At 53.8% G+C, this 16,425-nt stretch carries 13 protein-coding genes; 12 read left to right on the top strand and 1 reads right to left on the bottom strand.

The genetic code is table 11. From position 1 onward, the window contains the following. The first annotated feature begins 11 nt into the window (after positions 1-11). The 7 genes from atpA to glmS all read left to right on the top strand — a co-directional run bounded on the left by atpA (position 12) and on the right by glmS (position 8,952). The gene (gene atpA, locus J4728_RS21825; protein WP_001176751.1) at positions 12-1,553 is read left to right on the top strand and encodes a F0F1 ATP synthase subunit alpha; all 1,542 of its coding nucleotides are present in this window, start codon (positions 12-14) and stop codon (positions 1,551-1,553) included. Between the two features lie 50 nt (positions 1,554-1,603). Continuing rightward, positions 1,604-2,467: a F0F1 ATP synthase subunit gamma gene (atpG, locus tag J4728_RS21830; protein ID WP_000896506.1), complete on the top strand. Its 864-nt coding sequence runs from the start codon at positions 1,604-1,606 to the stop codon at positions 2,465-2,467. Between the two features lie 26 nt (positions 2,468-2,493). Continuing rightward, positions 2,494-3,876 (top strand): F0F1 ATP synthase subunit beta, encoded by a 1,383-nt coding sequence (atpD, locus tag J4728_RS21835; RefSeq protein ID WP_000190499.1) that lies wholly within the window; start codon positions 2,494-2,496, stop codon positions 3,874-3,876. Positions 3,877-3,896: 20 nt separating this feature from the next. Further along, the gene (locus J4728_RS21840; RefSeq protein ID WP_001251971.1) at positions 3,897-4,316 is read left to right on the top strand and encodes a F0F1 ATP synthase subunit epsilon; all 420 of its coding nucleotides are present in this window, start codon (positions 3,897-3,899) and stop codon (positions 4,314-4,316) included. Between the two features lie 229 nt (positions 4,317-4,545). After that, the gene (locus tag J4728_RS21845; protein WP_000009908.1) at positions 4,546-5,244 is read left to right on the top strand and encodes a Bax inhibitor-1 family protein; all 699 of its coding nucleotides are present in this window, start codon (positions 4,546-4,548) and stop codon (positions 5,242-5,244) included. Positions 5,245-5,563: 319 nt separating this feature from the next. Beyond that, complete coding sequence (glmU, locus tag J4728_RS21850) at positions 5,564-6,934, top strand: bifunctional UDP-N-acetylglucosamine diphosphorylase/glucosamine-1-phosphate N-acetyltransferase GlmU (RefSeq protein ID WP_000934851.1); 1,371 nt, start codon at positions 5,564-5,566, stop codon at positions 6,932-6,934. A 188-nt stretch (positions 6,935-7,122) separates the two neighbouring features. Continuing rightward, positions 7,123-8,952: a glutamine--fructose-6-phosphate transaminase (isomerizing) gene (gene glmS / locus J4728_RS21855; protein WP_000334052.1), complete on the top strand. Its 1,830-nt coding sequence runs from the start codon at positions 7,123-7,125 to the stop codon at positions 8,950-8,952. 150 nt (positions 8,953-9,102) lie between these two features. On the opposite strand, the gene J4728_RS21860 is transcribed toward glmS, so the two are convergent. Next, positions 9,103-10,860 carry an SgrR family transcriptional regulator gene (locus tag J4728_RS21860; RefSeq protein WP_000213163.1) on the bottom strand — a complete coding sequence of 586 codons (1,758 nt, stop codon included), beginning with the start codon at positions 10,858-10,860 and terminating at the stop codon, positions 9,103-9,105. A gap of 94 nt (positions 10,861-10,954) precedes the next feature. On the opposite strand from J4728_RS21860, the gene J4728_RS21865 reads away from it, so the two are divergent. The 5 genes from J4728_RS21865 (at position 10,955) to pstA (ending at position 16,387) form a co-directional block, all read left to right on the top strand. Next, positions 10,955-11,773, top strand: coding sequence for a shikimate 5-dehydrogenase (locus tag J4728_RS21865; RefSeq protein ID WP_000166716.1), 819 nt, complete (start codon positions 10,955-10,957; stop codon positions 11,771-11,773). A gap of 48 nt (positions 11,774-11,821) precedes the next feature. Beyond that, positions 11,822-13,195: a fructose-specific PTS transporter subunit EIIC gene (locus J4728_RS21870; RefSeq protein ID WP_208212392.1), complete on the top strand. Its 1,374-nt coding sequence runs from the start codon at positions 11,822-11,824 to the stop codon at positions 13,193-13,195. 166 nt (positions 13,196-13,361) lie between these two features. Further along, positions 13,362-14,402 (top strand): phosphate ABC transporter substrate-binding protein PstS, encoded by a 1,041-nt coding sequence (gene pstS / locus J4728_RS21875; protein WP_000867131.1) that lies wholly within the window; start codon positions 13,362-13,364, stop codon positions 14,400-14,402. A gap of 135 nt (positions 14,403-14,537) precedes the next feature. Continuing rightward, a complete protein-coding gene (pstC, locus tag J4728_RS21880) occupies positions 14,538-15,497 on the top strand; it encodes a phosphate ABC transporter permease PstC (RefSeq protein WP_000741630.1) in 960 nt (319 codons plus the stop codon). Next, complete coding sequence (gene pstA / locus J4728_RS21885; protein WP_000212197.1) at positions 15,497-16,387, top strand: phosphate ABC transporter permease PstA; 891 nt, start codon at positions 15,497-15,499, stop codon at positions 16,385-16,387. Before pstC ends, pstA begins: the two co-directional genes overlap by 1 nt. Positions 16,388-16,425 lie beyond the last annotated feature (38 nt).

The raw sequence follows: 16,425 nt of genomic DNA on the forward strand, positions 1-16,425 counted from the left end.
GGGACTGGAGCATGCAACTGAATTCCACCGAAATCAGCGAACTGATCAAGCAGCGCATTGCTCAGTTCAATGTGGTGAGCGAAGCTCACAACGAAGGTACTATTGTTTCTGTCAGTGACGGTGTTATCCGCATTCACGGCCTGGCCGATTGTATGCAGGGTGAAATGATCTCCCTGCCGGGTAACCGTTACGCTATCGCACTGAACCTGGAGCGCGACTCCGTGGGTGCGGTAGTCATGGGTCCATACGCTGACCTTGCCGAAGGCATGAAGGTTAAATGTACGGGTCGTATCCTGGAAGTTCCGGTTGGCCGCGGCCTGCTGGGACGTGTGGTAAACACCTTGGGTGCGCCAATCGACGGTAAAGGTCCGGTTGATAATGACGGCTTCTCTGCCGTTGAAGCGATTGCGCCGGGCGTTATCGATCGTCAGTCTGTCGATCAGCCGGTGCAGACCGGCTATAAAGCCGTTGACTCCATGATCCCAATCGGTCGTGGTCAGCGTGAACTGATCATCGGTGACCGTCAGACCGGTAAAACCGCGCTGGCTATCGACGCCATCATCAACCAGCGCGACTCCGGCATCAAATGTATCTATGTCGCTATCGGCCAGAAAGCGTCCACCATCTCTAACGTGGTGCGTAAACTGGAAGAGCACGGCGCGCTGGCTAACACCATTGTTGTGGTGGCGACCGCGTCCGAATCCGCTGCGCTGCAATATCTGGCGCCGTATGCCGGTTGCGCAATGGGCGAATACTTCCGTGACCGCGGCGAAGATGCGCTGATCATTTACGATGACCTGTCTAAACAGGCTGTTGCTTACCGTCAGATCTCCCTGCTGCTCCGTCGTCCGCCAGGACGTGAAGCATTCCCGGGCGACGTATTCTACCTCCACTCTCGTCTGCTGGAGCGTGCTGCGCGTGTTAACGCCGACTACGTCGAAGCCTTCACTAAAGGTGAAGTGAAAGGGAAAACCGGTTCACTGACTGCGCTGCCGATTATCGAAACGCAGGCAGGTGACGTTTCCGCGTTCGTTCCGACCAACGTAATTTCCATTACCGATGGTCAGATCTTCCTGGAATCTAACCTGTTTAACGCCGGTATTCGTCCTGCGGTTAACCCGGGTATCTCGGTATCCCGTGTAGGTGGCGCAGCCCAGACCAAGATCATGAAAAAACTGTCCGGTGGTATTCGTACCGCGCTGGCGCAGTATCGTGAACTGGCGGCGTTCTCTCAGTTTGCATCCGACCTTGACGATGCCACCCGTAAACAGCTTGACCACGGTCAGAAAGTGACCGAACTGCTGAAACAGAAACAGTATGCGCCGATGTCCGTCGCGCAGCAGTCTCTGGTTCTGTTCGCAGCAGAACGTGGTTATCTGGCGGATGTCGAACTGGCGAAAATCGGTAGCTTCGAAGCCGCACTGCTGGCTTACGTCGACCGTGATCACGCTCCGCTGATGCAAGAGATCAACCAGTCCGGTGGCTATAACGACGAAATCGAAGGCAAGCTGAAAGGCATCCTCGATTCCTTCAAAGCAACCCAGTCCTGGTAACGTCTGGCGGCTTGCCTTAGGGCAGGCCGTAAGGCATTGAGGAGAAGCTCATGGCCGGCGCAAAAGAGATACGTAGTAAGATCGCAAGCGTCCAGAACACGCAAAAGATCACTAAAGCGATGGAGATGGTCGCCGCTTCCAAAATGCGTAAATCGCAGGATCGCATGGCGGCCAGCCGTCCTTATGCAGAGACCATGCGCAAAGTGATTGGTCACCTTGCGAACGGTAATCTGGAATATAAGCACCCCTACCTGGAAGAGCGCGACGTTAAACGCGTGGGCTACCTGGTAGTGTCGACCGACCGTGGTTTGTGCGGTGGCTTGAACATTAACCTGTTCAAAAAGCTGCTGGCGGATATGAAGGCATGGTCCGATAAAGGCGTTCAGTGCGAACTCGCAATGATCGGCTCTAAGGGCGTGTCATTCTTTAATTCCGTAGGCGGCAACGTTGTCGCTCAGGTGACAGGTATGGGGGATAACCCTTCTCTGTCCGAACTGATCGGTCCGGTTAAAGTGATGTTGCAGGCCTACGACGAAGGCCGTCTGGACAAGCTTTACATTGTCAGCAACAAATTTATTAACACCATGTCTCAGGTGCCGACGATCACTCAACTGCTGCCGCTGCCGGCGTCAGAAGATGATGATCTGAAGCGTAAAGCCTGGGATTACCTGTATGAACCAGACCCGAAAGCGCTGCTGGATACTCTCCTGCGTCGTTATGTGGAGTCTCAGGTTTATCAGGGCGTGGTAGAAAACCTGGCCAGCGAGCAGGCCGCACGAATGGTGGCGATGAAAGCCGCAACCGATAATGGCGGCAGCCTGATTAAAGAGCTGCAGTTGGTATACAACAAAGCTCGTCAGGCCAGCATTACTCAGGAACTCACCGAGATCGTCTCGGGGGCCGCCGCGGTTTAACCAGGTTATTTCGTAGAGGATTTAAGATGGCTACTGGAAAGATTGTCCAGGTAATCGGCGCCGTGGTCGACGTCGAGTTCCCTCAGGATGCCGTACCACGCGTGTACGATGCCCTTGAGGTGCAGAATGGTAATGAGAAGCTGGTGCTGGAAGTTCAGCAGCAGCTTGGCGGCGGTATCGTGCGTACCATCGCGATGGGGTCTTCTGACGGTCTGCGTCGCGGTCTGGATGTAAAAGATCTCGAACACCCGATCGAAGTCCCGGTAGGTAAAGCCACGCTGGGTCGTATCATGAACGTCCTGGGCGAACCGGTCGACATGAAAGGCGAGATCGGCGAAGAAGAGCGTTGGGCGATTCACCGCGCAGCACCTTCCTACGAAGAGTTGTCAAACTCTCAGGAACTGCTGGAAACCGGTATCAAAGTTATCGACCTGATGTGCCCGTTCGCGAAGGGCGGTAAAGTCGGTCTGTTCGGTGGTGCGGGTGTAGGTAAAACCGTAAACATGATGGAGCTTATTCGTAACATCGCGATCGAGCACTCCGGTTACTCTGTGTTTGCGGGCGTAGGTGAACGTACTCGTGAGGGTAACGACTTCTACCACGAAATGACCGACTCCAACGTTATCGATAAAGTATCCCTGGTGTATGGCCAGATGAACGAGCCGCCGGGAAACCGTCTGCGCGTTGCACTGACCGGCCTGACCATGGCGGAGAAATTCCGTGACGAAGGTCGTGACGTACTGCTGTTCGTCGATAACATCTATCGTTACACCCTGGCCGGTACGGAAGTATCCGCACTGCTGGGCCGTATGCCTTCCGCGGTAGGTTATCAGCCGACTCTGGCGGAAGAGATGGGCGTTCTGCAGGAACGTATCACCTCCACCAAAACCGGTTCTATCACCTCCGTACAGGCGGTATACGTACCGGCGGATGACTTGACTGACCCGTCTCCAGCCACCACCTTTGCGCACTTAGATGCAACCGTGGTACTGAGCCGTCAGATCGCATCCTTGGGTATCTACCCGGCCGTTGACCCGCTGGACTCCACCAGCCGTCAGTTGGATCCGCTGGTTGTTGGTCAGGAACACTACGACACCGCGCGTGGCGTTCAGTCCATCCTGCAGCGTTATCAGGAACTGAAAGACATCATCGCCATCCTCGGTATGGATGAACTGTCTGAAGAAGATAAACTGGTGGTAGCTCGCGCGCGTAAAATTCAGCGCTTCCTGTCCCAGCCGTTCTTCGTGGCGGAAGTATTTACCGGTTCTCCGGGCAAATACGTCTCCCTGAAAGACACCATCCGTGGCTTTAAAGGCATCATGGAAGGCGAATACGATCACCTGCCGGAGCAGGCGTTCTACATGGTCGGTTCCATCGACGAAGCCGTGGAAAAAGCCAAAAAACTTTAACGCCTTAATCGGAGGGTGATATGGCAATGACTTACCACCTGGATGTCGTCAGCGCGGAGCAACAAATGTTCTCCGGTCTGGTCGAGAAAATCCAGGTTACGGGTAGCGAAGGCGAACTGGGGATTTACCCGGGGCACGCGCCGCTGCTCACCGCCATTAAGCCTGGTATGATTCGCATCGTTAAGCAGCACGGTCATGAAGAGTTTATCTATCTGTCCGGCGGCATTCTGGAAGTGCAGCCTGGCAGTGTGACCGTTCTGGCGGATACCGCGATTCGCGGTCAGGATCTCGACGAAGCGCGAGCCCTGGAAGCGAAGCGTAAAGCCGAAGAGCACATTAAGAGCTCGCACGGTGACGTGGATTACGCTCAGGCGTCTGCGGAACTGGCCAAAGCGATCGCTAAACTGCGCGTTATCGAGTTGACCAAAAAAGCGATGTAACACCGGCTTGAAAGCATAAAACCAGTCTGATTGCGGACTGGTTTTTTTTTATCCTCTCAATTTTTATTCGATAAACTAGCAACGACAAAAACAAGCGGCTGAAGGCGACGCGTTTTCAGCGACAGCGCTGTTTTCATTAAATCCTTCTTTCTGTCATTGGCATCTGCACATTGTGCGAAGAAGGAAGGAATGGATGCGTTTTTATTGCATAAAATGAGGGATTATTACTATGTCATTTCAGCCATCCTTTGCGGGTCCACAACCCGACTCAAGGATTGATCGTACTACCTTTATTCGTCGCGCTTATCTTCATCTCGCCGTCGCCATTGTCGGTTTTATCGTATTGAGCGCTGCGTGGAGTTTTATAGGGGTCGGGGAGTATGCGCTTGATGTGCTGCTGGCTGGTGGAAGATATAGCTGGTTGGTTGTTCTCGGCGCTTTTATGCTGGTGGGAATGCTGGCGACCCGTCTGGCGGATAATGCGGGGACTAATCAAACGCAACTTATCGGGCTGGGGATTTATGTGTTGGCAGAATCCCTGATTTTTGCCCCCCTGTTAACGGTGGCGGCGTATATTAACCCGTCGAGCATTGGCGCGGCGGCAATAACGACCCTGTTGCTGGTTGGCGGTCTGACGTTTACCGCTTTTTCCATAAAAAAAGACTTTTCTTTTCTGCGCTCGTTTCTGACTATGGCTGGGTTCATTGCTTTTGGCGCGATTATTGCCAGCGTCATCTGCGGCTTCTCGCTGGGCGTCTGGTTTTCTGCGCTAATGGTACTGCTGTGCGCCGGGTTTATACTTTACGATACTTCTAACATTATTCACCATTACCCTACCGATCGCCCTGCTGGCGCGGCATTACATCTGTTCGCTTCTATCGCGACCATGTTCTGGTATATTTTGCGGATTTTTATGTCGCGTAATTAAGTAAAAAATACGCGCAACGGAAAACCAGCGGCCTCTGTCGCTGGTTTTTGCTTTTCTGACTCCCCTGCGCTTTATTACGTTATCTTCTTTATTTATGGAGTAAAAAAACAGCAAAAACATCGGACTACGTTGCCAATACGCGGGTGTTTTTACTTTTCAGGAGACAAGAGGCGCGGTAATGAACGAAAATGATTCATTAGCAGGCGGGGATGTTATCCCGGTGAGCGTTTTATCCTTCTTCCATTTTACGATGAAAAAAATGTAGTATTTTCAACGTGAAACAGTATAAATTCGTTCTCAAATTACAGTCAGGACGCGTATGTTAAATAGTGCTATGAGCGTAGTGATCCTTGCCGCAGGTAAAGGCACACGCATGTATTCCGATATTCCTAAAGTGCTGCACACGCTGGCGGGTAAACCCATGGTGCAGCATGTCATTGATGCAGCTACTAAATTAGGGGCCGCACAGGTTCATCTGGTCTATGGCCACGGTGGCGAGTTGTTAAAACAGACCCTGAAAGATGACAAGCTGAACTGGGTGCTTCAGGCGGAACAGTTGGGTACAGGTCACGCAATGCAGCAGGCCGCGCCCTTCTTTAGCGACGATGAAGATATTTTAATGCTTTACGGCGACGTGCCGCTGATTTCGGTTGAAACCTTACAGCGCCTGCGCGATGCCAAACCGCAGGGTGGTATTGGGTTATTAACCGTGAAGCTGGACGATCCGAGCGGCTATGGCCGTATTACGCGTGAAAACGGTAAAGTGACCGGCATCGTTGAACATAAAGACGCCACTGATGAACAGCGTCAGATTCAGGAAATTAACACCGGTATTCTGATCGCCAACGGCGCGGACCTGAAACGCTGGCTGTCTAAGCTGACTAACAATAATGCGCAGGGTGAATATTACATCACAGATATCATCGCGCTGGCTTATCAGGAAGGACGGGAAATCGCCGCGGTGCATCCGGCTCGCATCAGCGAAACGGACGGCGTGAATAACCGTCTACAGCTTTCTCGTCTGGAGCGTATTTACCAGGCCGAACAGGCGGAGAAACTGCTGTTATCCGGTGTTATGTTGCGCGATCCGGCACGTTTTGATCTCCGCGGCACCCTTCATTGTGGAATGGATGTCGAAATTGACGCTAACGTTATCATCGAAGGTTATGTAACGCTCGGTCACCGCGTGAAGATCGGCGCGGGCTGCATTATTAAAAACAGCGTTATTGGCGATGACTGCGAAATTAGCCCATACAGCGTGGTGGAAGATGCGCATCTGGAAGCGGCCTGCACCATCGGCCCGTTTGCTCGCCTGCGTCCCGGCGCGGAGCTGTTAGCGGGCGCTCACGTCGGCAATTTCGTTGAAATGAAAAAAGCGCGTCTCGGTAAAGGTTCTAAAGCCGGCCATCTGACCTACCTGGGAGATGCGGAAATTGGCGACAACGTGAATATCGGCGCGGGGACCATCACCTGTAACTATGATGGCGCGAACAAATTCAAAACGGTTATTGGCGACGATGTGTTTGTCGGCTCCGATACCCAACTGGTGGCGCCGGTTACTGTTGGTAAAGGGGCCACCATCGCCGCAGGGACTACCGTCACCCGTAACGTAGCTGACAATGAACTGGTATTAAGCCGCGTGCCGCAGGTGCATAAGCAAGGCTGGCAGCGTCCGGTGAAGAAAAAGTGATTTTGTAAGCCGGATAAGCGTCAGCGCCATCCGGCAGACCGGAGATGAGAGGATAAAATAATCCTCCGCTCCATGAGCAGTACTTATAAAAATAACCCCACTCTCTACAAGGCTCGGGGCGCCCGCAACGACGGGCATACAGGTCAGCGACAACGCATGGCGTAATGCCATAATCAGGAAATAAAACTATGTGTGGAATTGTTGGCGCTATCGCGCAGCGTGATGTAGCTGAAATCCTTCTCGAAGGTTTACGTCGTCTGGAATACCGCGGATATGACTCTGCCGGTCTGGCCGTGGTGGATGCAGAAGGTCATATGACCCGCCTGCGTCGCCTCGGTAAAGTCCAGATGCTGGCTCAGGCAGCGGAAGAACATCCTCTGCATGGCGGCACTGGTATTGCTCACACTCGCTGGGCGACGCACGGTGAACCTTCAGAAGCTAACGCGCATCCGCATGTTTCTGAACACATTGTGGTGGTGCATAACGGCATCATCGAAAACCATGAACCGCTGCGTGAAGCGTTAAAAGCGCGTGGCTATACCTTCGTTTCTGAAACCGACACCGAAGTGATTGCACACCTGGTAAACTGGGAACTGAAACAGGGCGGTACTCTGCGTGAGGCTGTTCTGCGTGCTATCCCGCAACTGCGTGGTGCGTACGGTACAGTGATCATGGATACCCGTCACCCGGATACCCTACTGGCGGCACGTTCTGGTAGCCCGCTGGTGATTGGCCTGGGTATGGGCGAAAACTTTATCGCTTCTGACCAGCTGGCGCTGTTGCCAGTGACTCGTCGCTTTATCTTCCTTGAAGAGGGCGATATCGCTGAAATCACTCGCCGTTCGGTAAATATCTTCGATAACACCGGCGCGGAAGTAAAACGTCAGGATATCGAATCTAATCTGCAATATGACGCGGGCGATAAAGGTATTTACCGCCACTACATGCAGAAAGAGATCTACGAACAGCCGAACGCGATCAAAAACACCCTTACCGGGCGCATCAGCCACGGTGAGGTGGATTTAAGCGAGCTGGGACCGAACGCCGATGATCTGTTGTCGAAGGTTGAGCATATTCAGATCCTCGCCTGTGGTACTTCTTACAATTCCGGTATGGTTTCCCGTTACTGGTTTGAATCGCTGGCAGGTATTCCGTGCGACGTTGAAATCGCCTCTGAATTCCGCTATCGCAAATCTGCCGTGCGCCGTAACAGCCTGATGATCACGCTCTCCCAGTCTGGCGAAACGGCAGATACCCTGGCTGGCCTGCGTCTGTCGAAAGAGCTGGGATATTTGGGCTCTCTGGCCATTTGTAACGTGCCGGGATCTTCGCTGGTGCGTGAATCCGATCTGGCGCTGATGACCAACGCGGGTACGGAAATTGGCGTAGCATCTACCAAAGCCTTCACCACCCAGTTAACCGTGCTGTTGATGCTGGTGGCGAAACTGGCGCGTCTGAAAGGTCTGGATACGTCCATTGAGCATGATATCGTTCATGGCCTACAGGCGCTGCCGAGCCGTATTGAGCAGATGCTGTCGCAGGACAAACGTATCGAAGCCCTGGCGGAAGATTTCTCTGACAAACACCATGCGCTGTTCCTGGGGCGTGGCGATCAATATCCGATTGCACTCGAAGGCGCGCTGAAGCTGAAAGAGATCTCTTACATTCACGCGGAAGCCTATGCTGCAGGCGAGCTGAAACACGGGCCGTTGGCGCTGATTGACGCCGATATGCCGGTGATTGTGGTGGCGCCGAACAACGAACTGCTGGAGAAACTGAAATCCAACATCGAAGAAGTTCGCGCACGTGGCGGTCAGTTGTACGTCTTCGCCGATCAGGATGCGGGTTTCGTCAGCAACGACAACATGCACATCATCGAGATGCCGCATGTGGAAGAGGTCATTGCGCCTATCTTCTACACCGTTCCGCTGCAACTGCTGGCGTATCACGTGGCGCTGATTAAAGGCACCGACGTTGACCAGCCGCGTAACCTGGCGAAATCGGTGACGGTAGAGTAAGTACAAATGTTGCACCAGGCAGAAGGCCGTCGACAGACGGCCTTTTTTTGTGCGCTGTGACAGGCGCTGTTCTTTCTCTATGGTGGCTGAAGAGCGACTAAGAGGTGCTACGCCTGCCTGCGCTACGGGCACCCGGTCACATTCTCTTCTTTAAGGCCCTGGCTCAATCCAGGTGGATCGGAAATCAAACCACCCCAGGTTATTCAGGTGGATCCCCCTGGCCCGGTCGGGGCTTTTGAGTCGCATCCAGTGGTGAAAAAGCGGCTGTAGCCAGCCTGAACGGGTGGTTTCCCTGACCAGTTGTTCCGCGCTGATGGTTTCGGCATGCCACTGGGTTTCCCATTGGGCCAGCAGCGCATCATCCCCACCACTGATGGCGTGGCGCAGTAAAGGGGAGCCCAGTAGCCATGTACCGACGTTCCACTCTTCGGGAATGGGGAAATTGACCGTCCCCAGCCAGAGATCCACATTGGCTTTGCCATTCGCCCAGTCATCATAATTCAGCTCAACGCCCTCAAGTAAAATGCCCTGCTGGCGCATGATCTCTTGCATGATATCCAGGAGCATTGGAAATTCAGGGTGCTGATCGTGATAGGCCAGACGCAGTTTTGCGTAGGGCGACGACGAGATAAAAGGTGAACAGGCCGGGCCCGCCTCAATAGTATGAAACCAGGAGGACAGCAGGCTGCCGCCCGGTACCCAGAAGGGGCGAATTGCCTCACTCAGATGCTGGAGTATGGCGTAAGGGCTGAGTGTTTCCCGTAGCCAGCGGCGATGTTCGGCGGTATGCCAGTGCGGGGAGCGGCTGTCGCATAATAAAAAATATCCTCCACGCTCAAGAAACATCTCGCGCAGGTTGTCAGAAGGTTTGCCTGATACCTGGCTAAGCCGTCCGGAAACGTAATCCTCATCGCTCAGGCTGGAACTGAGCCAGGCTGCCGTGTCGTTATCCGACAGCGATTCCGCCAGGTTGTCTGTCTCCGTTAAATTCGGCCAGATAAAGACCTCCACTTCATCCAGCAGCCCGCGCAAACCGAAATAGTGGTCAAAGGCCTTCATTTGCAGATGAAAGCCATTGTTTTCCACCACCTCATAAGGGCCAGTCCCCACAGGATGTGCCGGGAAATCAGCGCGTTGTGTATGGTCAGGCGGTAGGATCATGGCATCAATATGGCTGAGCAGCAGAGGCAGTCGGTTATCCGGGTGCGCCAGCGTAATTTCAAGGCTCAGCGGCCCGGTGGCCTGAATGGTCTGCAAGTGCGAGAACAACGGCAGCTTAGCGCTGCGGGTCAGTGAAGCGATAACCGCGTCGATCGTCAGCTCCTGACCATCATGCCAGAGGACGGCGGGGCGCAGATAAAAACGCCAGCGCAGTGGATCAATCTGCCGCCAGTGGTGGGCAAGATCGGCTTCGACTTCACCTTTTTCCTCATTTATGCGCGTCAGGCCGCTAAAAATCTGCCTGACCAGATGCTGCTCAGAGCGACGCAACGGTATGCCGGGGCACAGCGACGGCATTGTCCGGTAATAGGGGATGCACAGCCGCTGATAGTCTGCCCGCACGCTATAGCCCAGCTTTGAACGCAACAGTTGCGCCACCTGGTGCTTATTTTTACCCAGCAGTTGAATGGCCTGATCAATATGACCAGACTCCAGTAACTGCTCCGCCTTTTCGCTTAACAGCTGTTCTGGTTTATAGCGCAGGTGAAGCCGGGCGCGATGCCCACGTCCGGCCTGTGATTGCCAGATGAGCCACTTTGCCTCCTGCATCTGAAGCAACAGATTACGCATATGCCGCCGGGTGCAGAACAACACATCCGCCAGCTCCTGTAGCGTCACGCTAACGGGCTTATCGCCATAGTGCTGGAGTAGCTTTAAGTATTTTTGTTCAGTGTGCCGGGTTGTCATAAAAGGTGAAATTTCCCGAACGGGAATGAGCAATTTTTAATATCCCCTTTTTAGCCGATGATTTTCTCTATCGCAACTTCTATGAGGATTCATCATGACAAAGCGCATTAATAAAGATACTCAGGTCTGCATGTCCCTGGCGGCACGCCCAAGTAACTTCGGTACACGCTTTCACAACTATCTGTACGAAGCGCTGGATCTCAATTATCTCTACAAAGCTTTCTCGCCGACCGATCTTACGCAGGCCATTAGCGGCGTGCGCGGTCTGGGGATCCGTGGGTGCGCGATCTCTATGCCGTTTAAAGAAGCCTGCATTCCGCTGGTGGATGAACTGGATGCTTCTGCTCAGGCCATTCACTCAGTTAATACCATTGTGAATACCAATGGCCATCTGAAGGCGTACAACACCGATTACATTGCAATAGCTCGCTTGCTGGCGAGTTACAAGGTCTCTCCCGACCTGGTGTTTGCTTTGCGTGGCAGCGGTGGTATGGCAAAGGCGGTGGCCTGCGCGCTGAAGGATGCGGGGTTTACCCGTGGTTATATTGTCGCGATTGATGAAGCGTCAGGTAAACAACTGGCCGAACTCTATGGCTATGAATGGCGCCCGGATACCGACGGTATTGAAGCCGATTTGTTAATTAACGCCACGCCTATCGGAATGGCTGGCGGTAATGATGCCGACAAACTCTCTTATTCCGAACAGGAAGTGGATAAGGCGAGCGTTATCTTTGATGTGGTGGCGCTACCGCCCGTCACGCCGCTGATCCGCTACGCCCGTGAACGCGGTAAAACCGTGATTACCGGTTCCGAAGTGTTTGCTATTCAGGCCGTGGAGCAATTTGTCCTTTATACCGGGATTCGCCCGGATGACGCGCTGTTCCAGAAAGCAGCGGCCTGGTCACGCCTGTAACATTTTTTCCCGCTTTTTCTTTAAATTAAAAGAACAGGGTACCCTACTATGACTAAAAAAATTGTTGCTGTGACGGCCTGTCCGACGGGCGTCGCCCATACCTTTATGGCGGCAGAAGCGTTGGAAATTGAAGCCCGCAAGCGTGGTGACTGGATCAAGGTTGAAACCCGCGGTTCCGTCGGGGCGAAGAACACGCTGACCGCGGAAGAGATAGCGCAAGCGGATGTGGTGATTATCGCGGCGGATATTGAGCTGGATCTGTCAGGCTTTGTTGGCAAAAGACTCTATCGCACCAGTACCGGCGCGGCGCTAAAAAAGAGTGCGCAGGAAATGGATAATGCTTTCAATAGCGCCGAGGTCTATCAGGGGAGTGCAGGGCGTTCTTCTTCAGCTGGTAAAACAGAGCTACCTGGCGTTTATAAGCATTTAATGACCGGCGTATCCCATATGCTTCCTTTGGTGGTGGCGGGAGGGTTGTGTATCGCACTCTCTTTTGTCTTCGGTATCCAGGCCTTCAACGAGCCGGGCACGCTGGCGGCTGCGTTATTTCAAATTGGTGGTAAGGCGGCCTTTGCGCTGATGGTGCCGGTACTGGCTGGGTTTATTGCCTTCTCAATTGCCGATCGTCCGGGTCTGGCCCCGGGGCTTATTGGCGGGATGTTGGCCAGCCTGTGCGGCGCCGGTTTCCTGGGAGGGATTGTGGCCGGTTTTCTGGCCGGTTACAGCGTACGGTTTCTGGCGCAAAATATTAAGCTGCCAGCGTCAATGGAAGCGCTTAAGCCTGTGCTGGTTCTGCCGCTACTGTCTACGCTGGTTACCGGCCTTATCATGATTTACGTGGTGGGTGGCCCCGTTTCTGCGGTGATGGAAGGGCTGACGACGTTCCTGGGGAATATGACCTCTACGAATGCTATCTTGCTGGGAATGTTGCTGGGCGCAATGCAAGGTTTTGACCTTGGTGGGCCGGTGAATAAAGCTGCGTATACCTTCGGCGTCGGTTTACTGGCTTCTCATTCTTATATGCCAATGGCGGCCATTATGGCGGCAGGGATGGTACCGGCATTAGGAATGGGCGTCGCAACCTGGGCGGCCAGAGCGAAATTCACTGCTTCTGAGCATGAAGCGGGTAACGCATCTTTTATCCTGGGGCTGTGCTTTATCTCTGAAGGGGCGATTCCCTTCGCCGCGCGTGACCCGATGCGCGTCATCCCTTCTACGATGGTCGGTGGCGCAATCGCCGGGGGACTATCCATGTATTTCGGTTGTACACTGATGGCGCCACACGGCGGCCTCTTTGTCCTGGCGATCCCACATGCGGTAGAACATGTGATGCAATATCTGCTCTCGATTGCCTTGGGCACTATTGCCTGCGGCCTGATGTACGCGCTGTTGAAACCGTCTGCGGTTGCGCAAACAGTCTAATTCATCTCCCCCTGCAGGCTGGTCTGGTGTCTCCCCGGGCCAGCTTTTTTTATTTCCATTGTCATCAAACCGTCATAATCAAGACATATAACTGTCATCAATTTGTCCTATTTTGCTCATCGTAGCAACTCAAACAACGATTTACCGAAACCGTGCAGGAGACATTATGAAAGTTATGCGTACCACTGTCGCAACTGTTGTCGCCGCGACCTTATCGATGAGCGCGTTCTCTGCCTTTGCAGCAGCAAGCCTGACAGGTGCCGGTGCAACGTTTCCTGCGCCGGTGTATGCCAAATGGGCGGATACCTACCAGAAAGAAACCGGTAACAAAGTCAATTACCAGGGGATAGGCTCTTCCGGCGGCGTGAAACAAATCACCGCGAATACCGTTGATTTTGGCGCTTCCGATGCGCCGCTGTCTGACGAAAAACTGAATCAGGAAGGCCTGTTCCAGTTTCCGACGGTGATCGGCGGCGTGGTGCTGGCGGTGAATATTCCAGGCCTCAAATCCGGTGAACTGGTGCTGGATGGTAAAACGCTGGGTGACATCTACCTCGGTAAAATCAAGAAGTGGGATGATGAAGCCATCACCAAACTGAACCCAGGCGTGAAGCTGCCCTCACAGAATATCGCTGTGGTGCGTCGCGCTGACGGTTCCGGTACCTCCTTCGTGTTCACCAGTTACCTGGCGAAAGTCAACGACGAGTGGAAATCGAAAGTGGGCGCGGGTTCTACCGTGAACTGGCCAACCGGTCTGGGCGGTAAAGGTAACGACGGCATCGCGGCATTTGTACAGCGTCTGCCAGGCGCTATCGGCTACGTTGAATACGCTTACGCTAAGCAGAACAACCTGGCCTACACCAAACTGGTTTCTGCCGACGGCAAACCGGTAAGCCCGACGGAAGAGAGCTTCTCTAATGCGGCGAAAGGCGCAGACTGGAGCAAAACCTTCGCGCAGGATCTGACCAACCAGAAAGGTGACGATGTGTGGCCAATCACCTCCACCACGTTTATCCTGGTCCACAAAGCGCAGAAGAAACCTGAGCAGGGTGCTGAAGTGTTGAAGTTCTTCGACTGGGCCTACAAAAATGGCGCTAAGCAGGCGAATGATCTGGACTACGCCAGCCTGCCGGATAACGTTGTTGAGCAGGTTCGTACCGCCTGGAAGACCAGTATAAAAGACAGCAACGGTAAGGCGCTGTATTAATTAACGAATTGGCGGATGGCGCTACGCTTATCCGCCCTACGGTTTCGACCGCAGGCCCACGTTGTAGGCCGGATAAGCGTAGCGCCATCCGGCAGGGGCAACGTCGTAAAACGCGTTTAATGGAAAGAGTAATTTATGGCTGCAACCAAGCCTGCTTTTAACCCGCCGGGTAAAAAAGGCGACATGATTTTCAGCGCGCTGGTAAAACTGGCTGCGCTGATTGTGCTATTGATGTTGGGCGGTATTATCGTCTCATTGATCATCTCCTCCTGGCCAAGTATTCAGAAATTTGGTTTCTCATTTCTTTGGACTAAGGAATGGGACGCGCCAAACGATATCTACGGCGCTCTGGTGCCCATTTATGGCACGCTGGTGACCTCCTTTATCGCACTGCTGATCGCCGTTCCGGTCAGTTTCGGCATTGCCCTGTTTTTAACCGAGCTGGCGCCAGGCTGGCTAAAGCGTCCGCTCGGCATCGCCATTGAACTGCTGGCGGCAATTCCCAGTATCGTGTACGGCATGTGGGGGCTGTTTATCTTCGCGCCGCTGTTTGCGACGTACTTCCAGGAGCCGGTCGGCAATATTCTTTCCAACATTCCGTTTGTCGGCGCGCTGTTCTCCGGCCCGGCGTTTGGTATCGGCATTCTGGCGGCGGGCGTCATCCTCGCCATCATGATCATCCCCTACATTGCGGCGGTTATGCGCGACGTCTTCGAGCAAACGCCGGTAATGATGAAAGAGTCCGCTTACGGTATCGGCTGTACTACCTGGGAAGTTATCTGGCGTATCGTGCTACCGTTCACCAAAAATGGCGTGATCGGCGGCATTATGCTGGGGCTGGGCCGTGCTCTGGGTGAAACGATGGCGGTCACTTTTATCATCGGCAACACTTACCAGCTCGACAGCGCGTCGCTGTATATGCCGGGCAACAGCATCACTTCCGCGCTGGCGAACGAATTCGCTGAGGCGGAATCGGGTCTGCACGTGGCAGCGTTGATGGAACTGGGGCTGATCCTGTTTGTGATCACCTTTATCGTCCTGGCGGCGTCTAAGTTCATGATTATGCGTCTGGCGAAGAACGAGGGAGCACGTTAATGGCTACGCTTGATATGCAGAACACCGCGCAGCTCGCGGAATCCCGTCGCAAGATGCAGGCGCGTCGCCGCATGAAGAACCGTATCGCACTAACGCTATCAATGGCGACGATGGCATTTGGCCTGTTCTGGCTGATCTGGATTTTGATGTCCACCATCACGCGCGGCATTGATGGTATGTCGCTGGCGCTGTTTACCGAAATGACGCCGCCGCCGAACACGGCGGGCGGCGGGCTGGCGAACGCCCTGGCGGGGAGTGGATTATTGATTCTCTGGGCTACCGTATTGGGTACGCCGCTGGGGATTATGGCCGGGATCTATCTGGCGGAATATGGCCGTAAATCCTGGCTGGCGGAAATCATTCGCTTTATTAACGACATTCTGCTTTCCGCGCCGTCAATTGTTGTGGGGCTGTTTGTTTACACCATCGTGGTGGCGCAGATGCAGCACTTCTCCGGCTGGGCAGGGGTGATTGCGCTGGCGCTGTTGCAGGTACCGATCGTTATCCGTACCACTGAAAACATGCTCAAATTGGTGCCGGATAGCCTGCGTGAAGCCGCTTATGCGCTGGGTACGCCGAAGTGGAAGATGATTTCCGCGATTACGCTGAAAGCCTCTATCTCCGGCATTATGACCGGTATTCTGCTGGCAATTGCCCGTATTGCCGGGGAAACGGCGCCATTGTTGTTTACCGCGCTCTCCAACCAATTCTGGAGCACCGACATGATGCAGCCGATCGCCAACCTGCCGGTGACCATTTTTAAATTCGCGATGAGCCCGTTTGCCGAATGGCAACAATTAGCCTGGGCGGGCGTGCTGATTATTACCCTGTGCGTACTGCTGCTGAATATTCTGGCGCGTGTTGTTTTCGCGAAGAAAAAACACGGTTAAAGACATTGTAGGCCTGATAAGCGTAGCGCCATCAGGCA

The sequence above is a fragment of the Salmonella sp. 32070601201500089SM genome, assembly GCF_017573605.1.
Classification (GTDB): Bacteria; Pseudomonadota; Gammaproteobacteria; order Enterobacterales; family Enterobacteriaceae; genus Salmonella; species Salmonella enterica.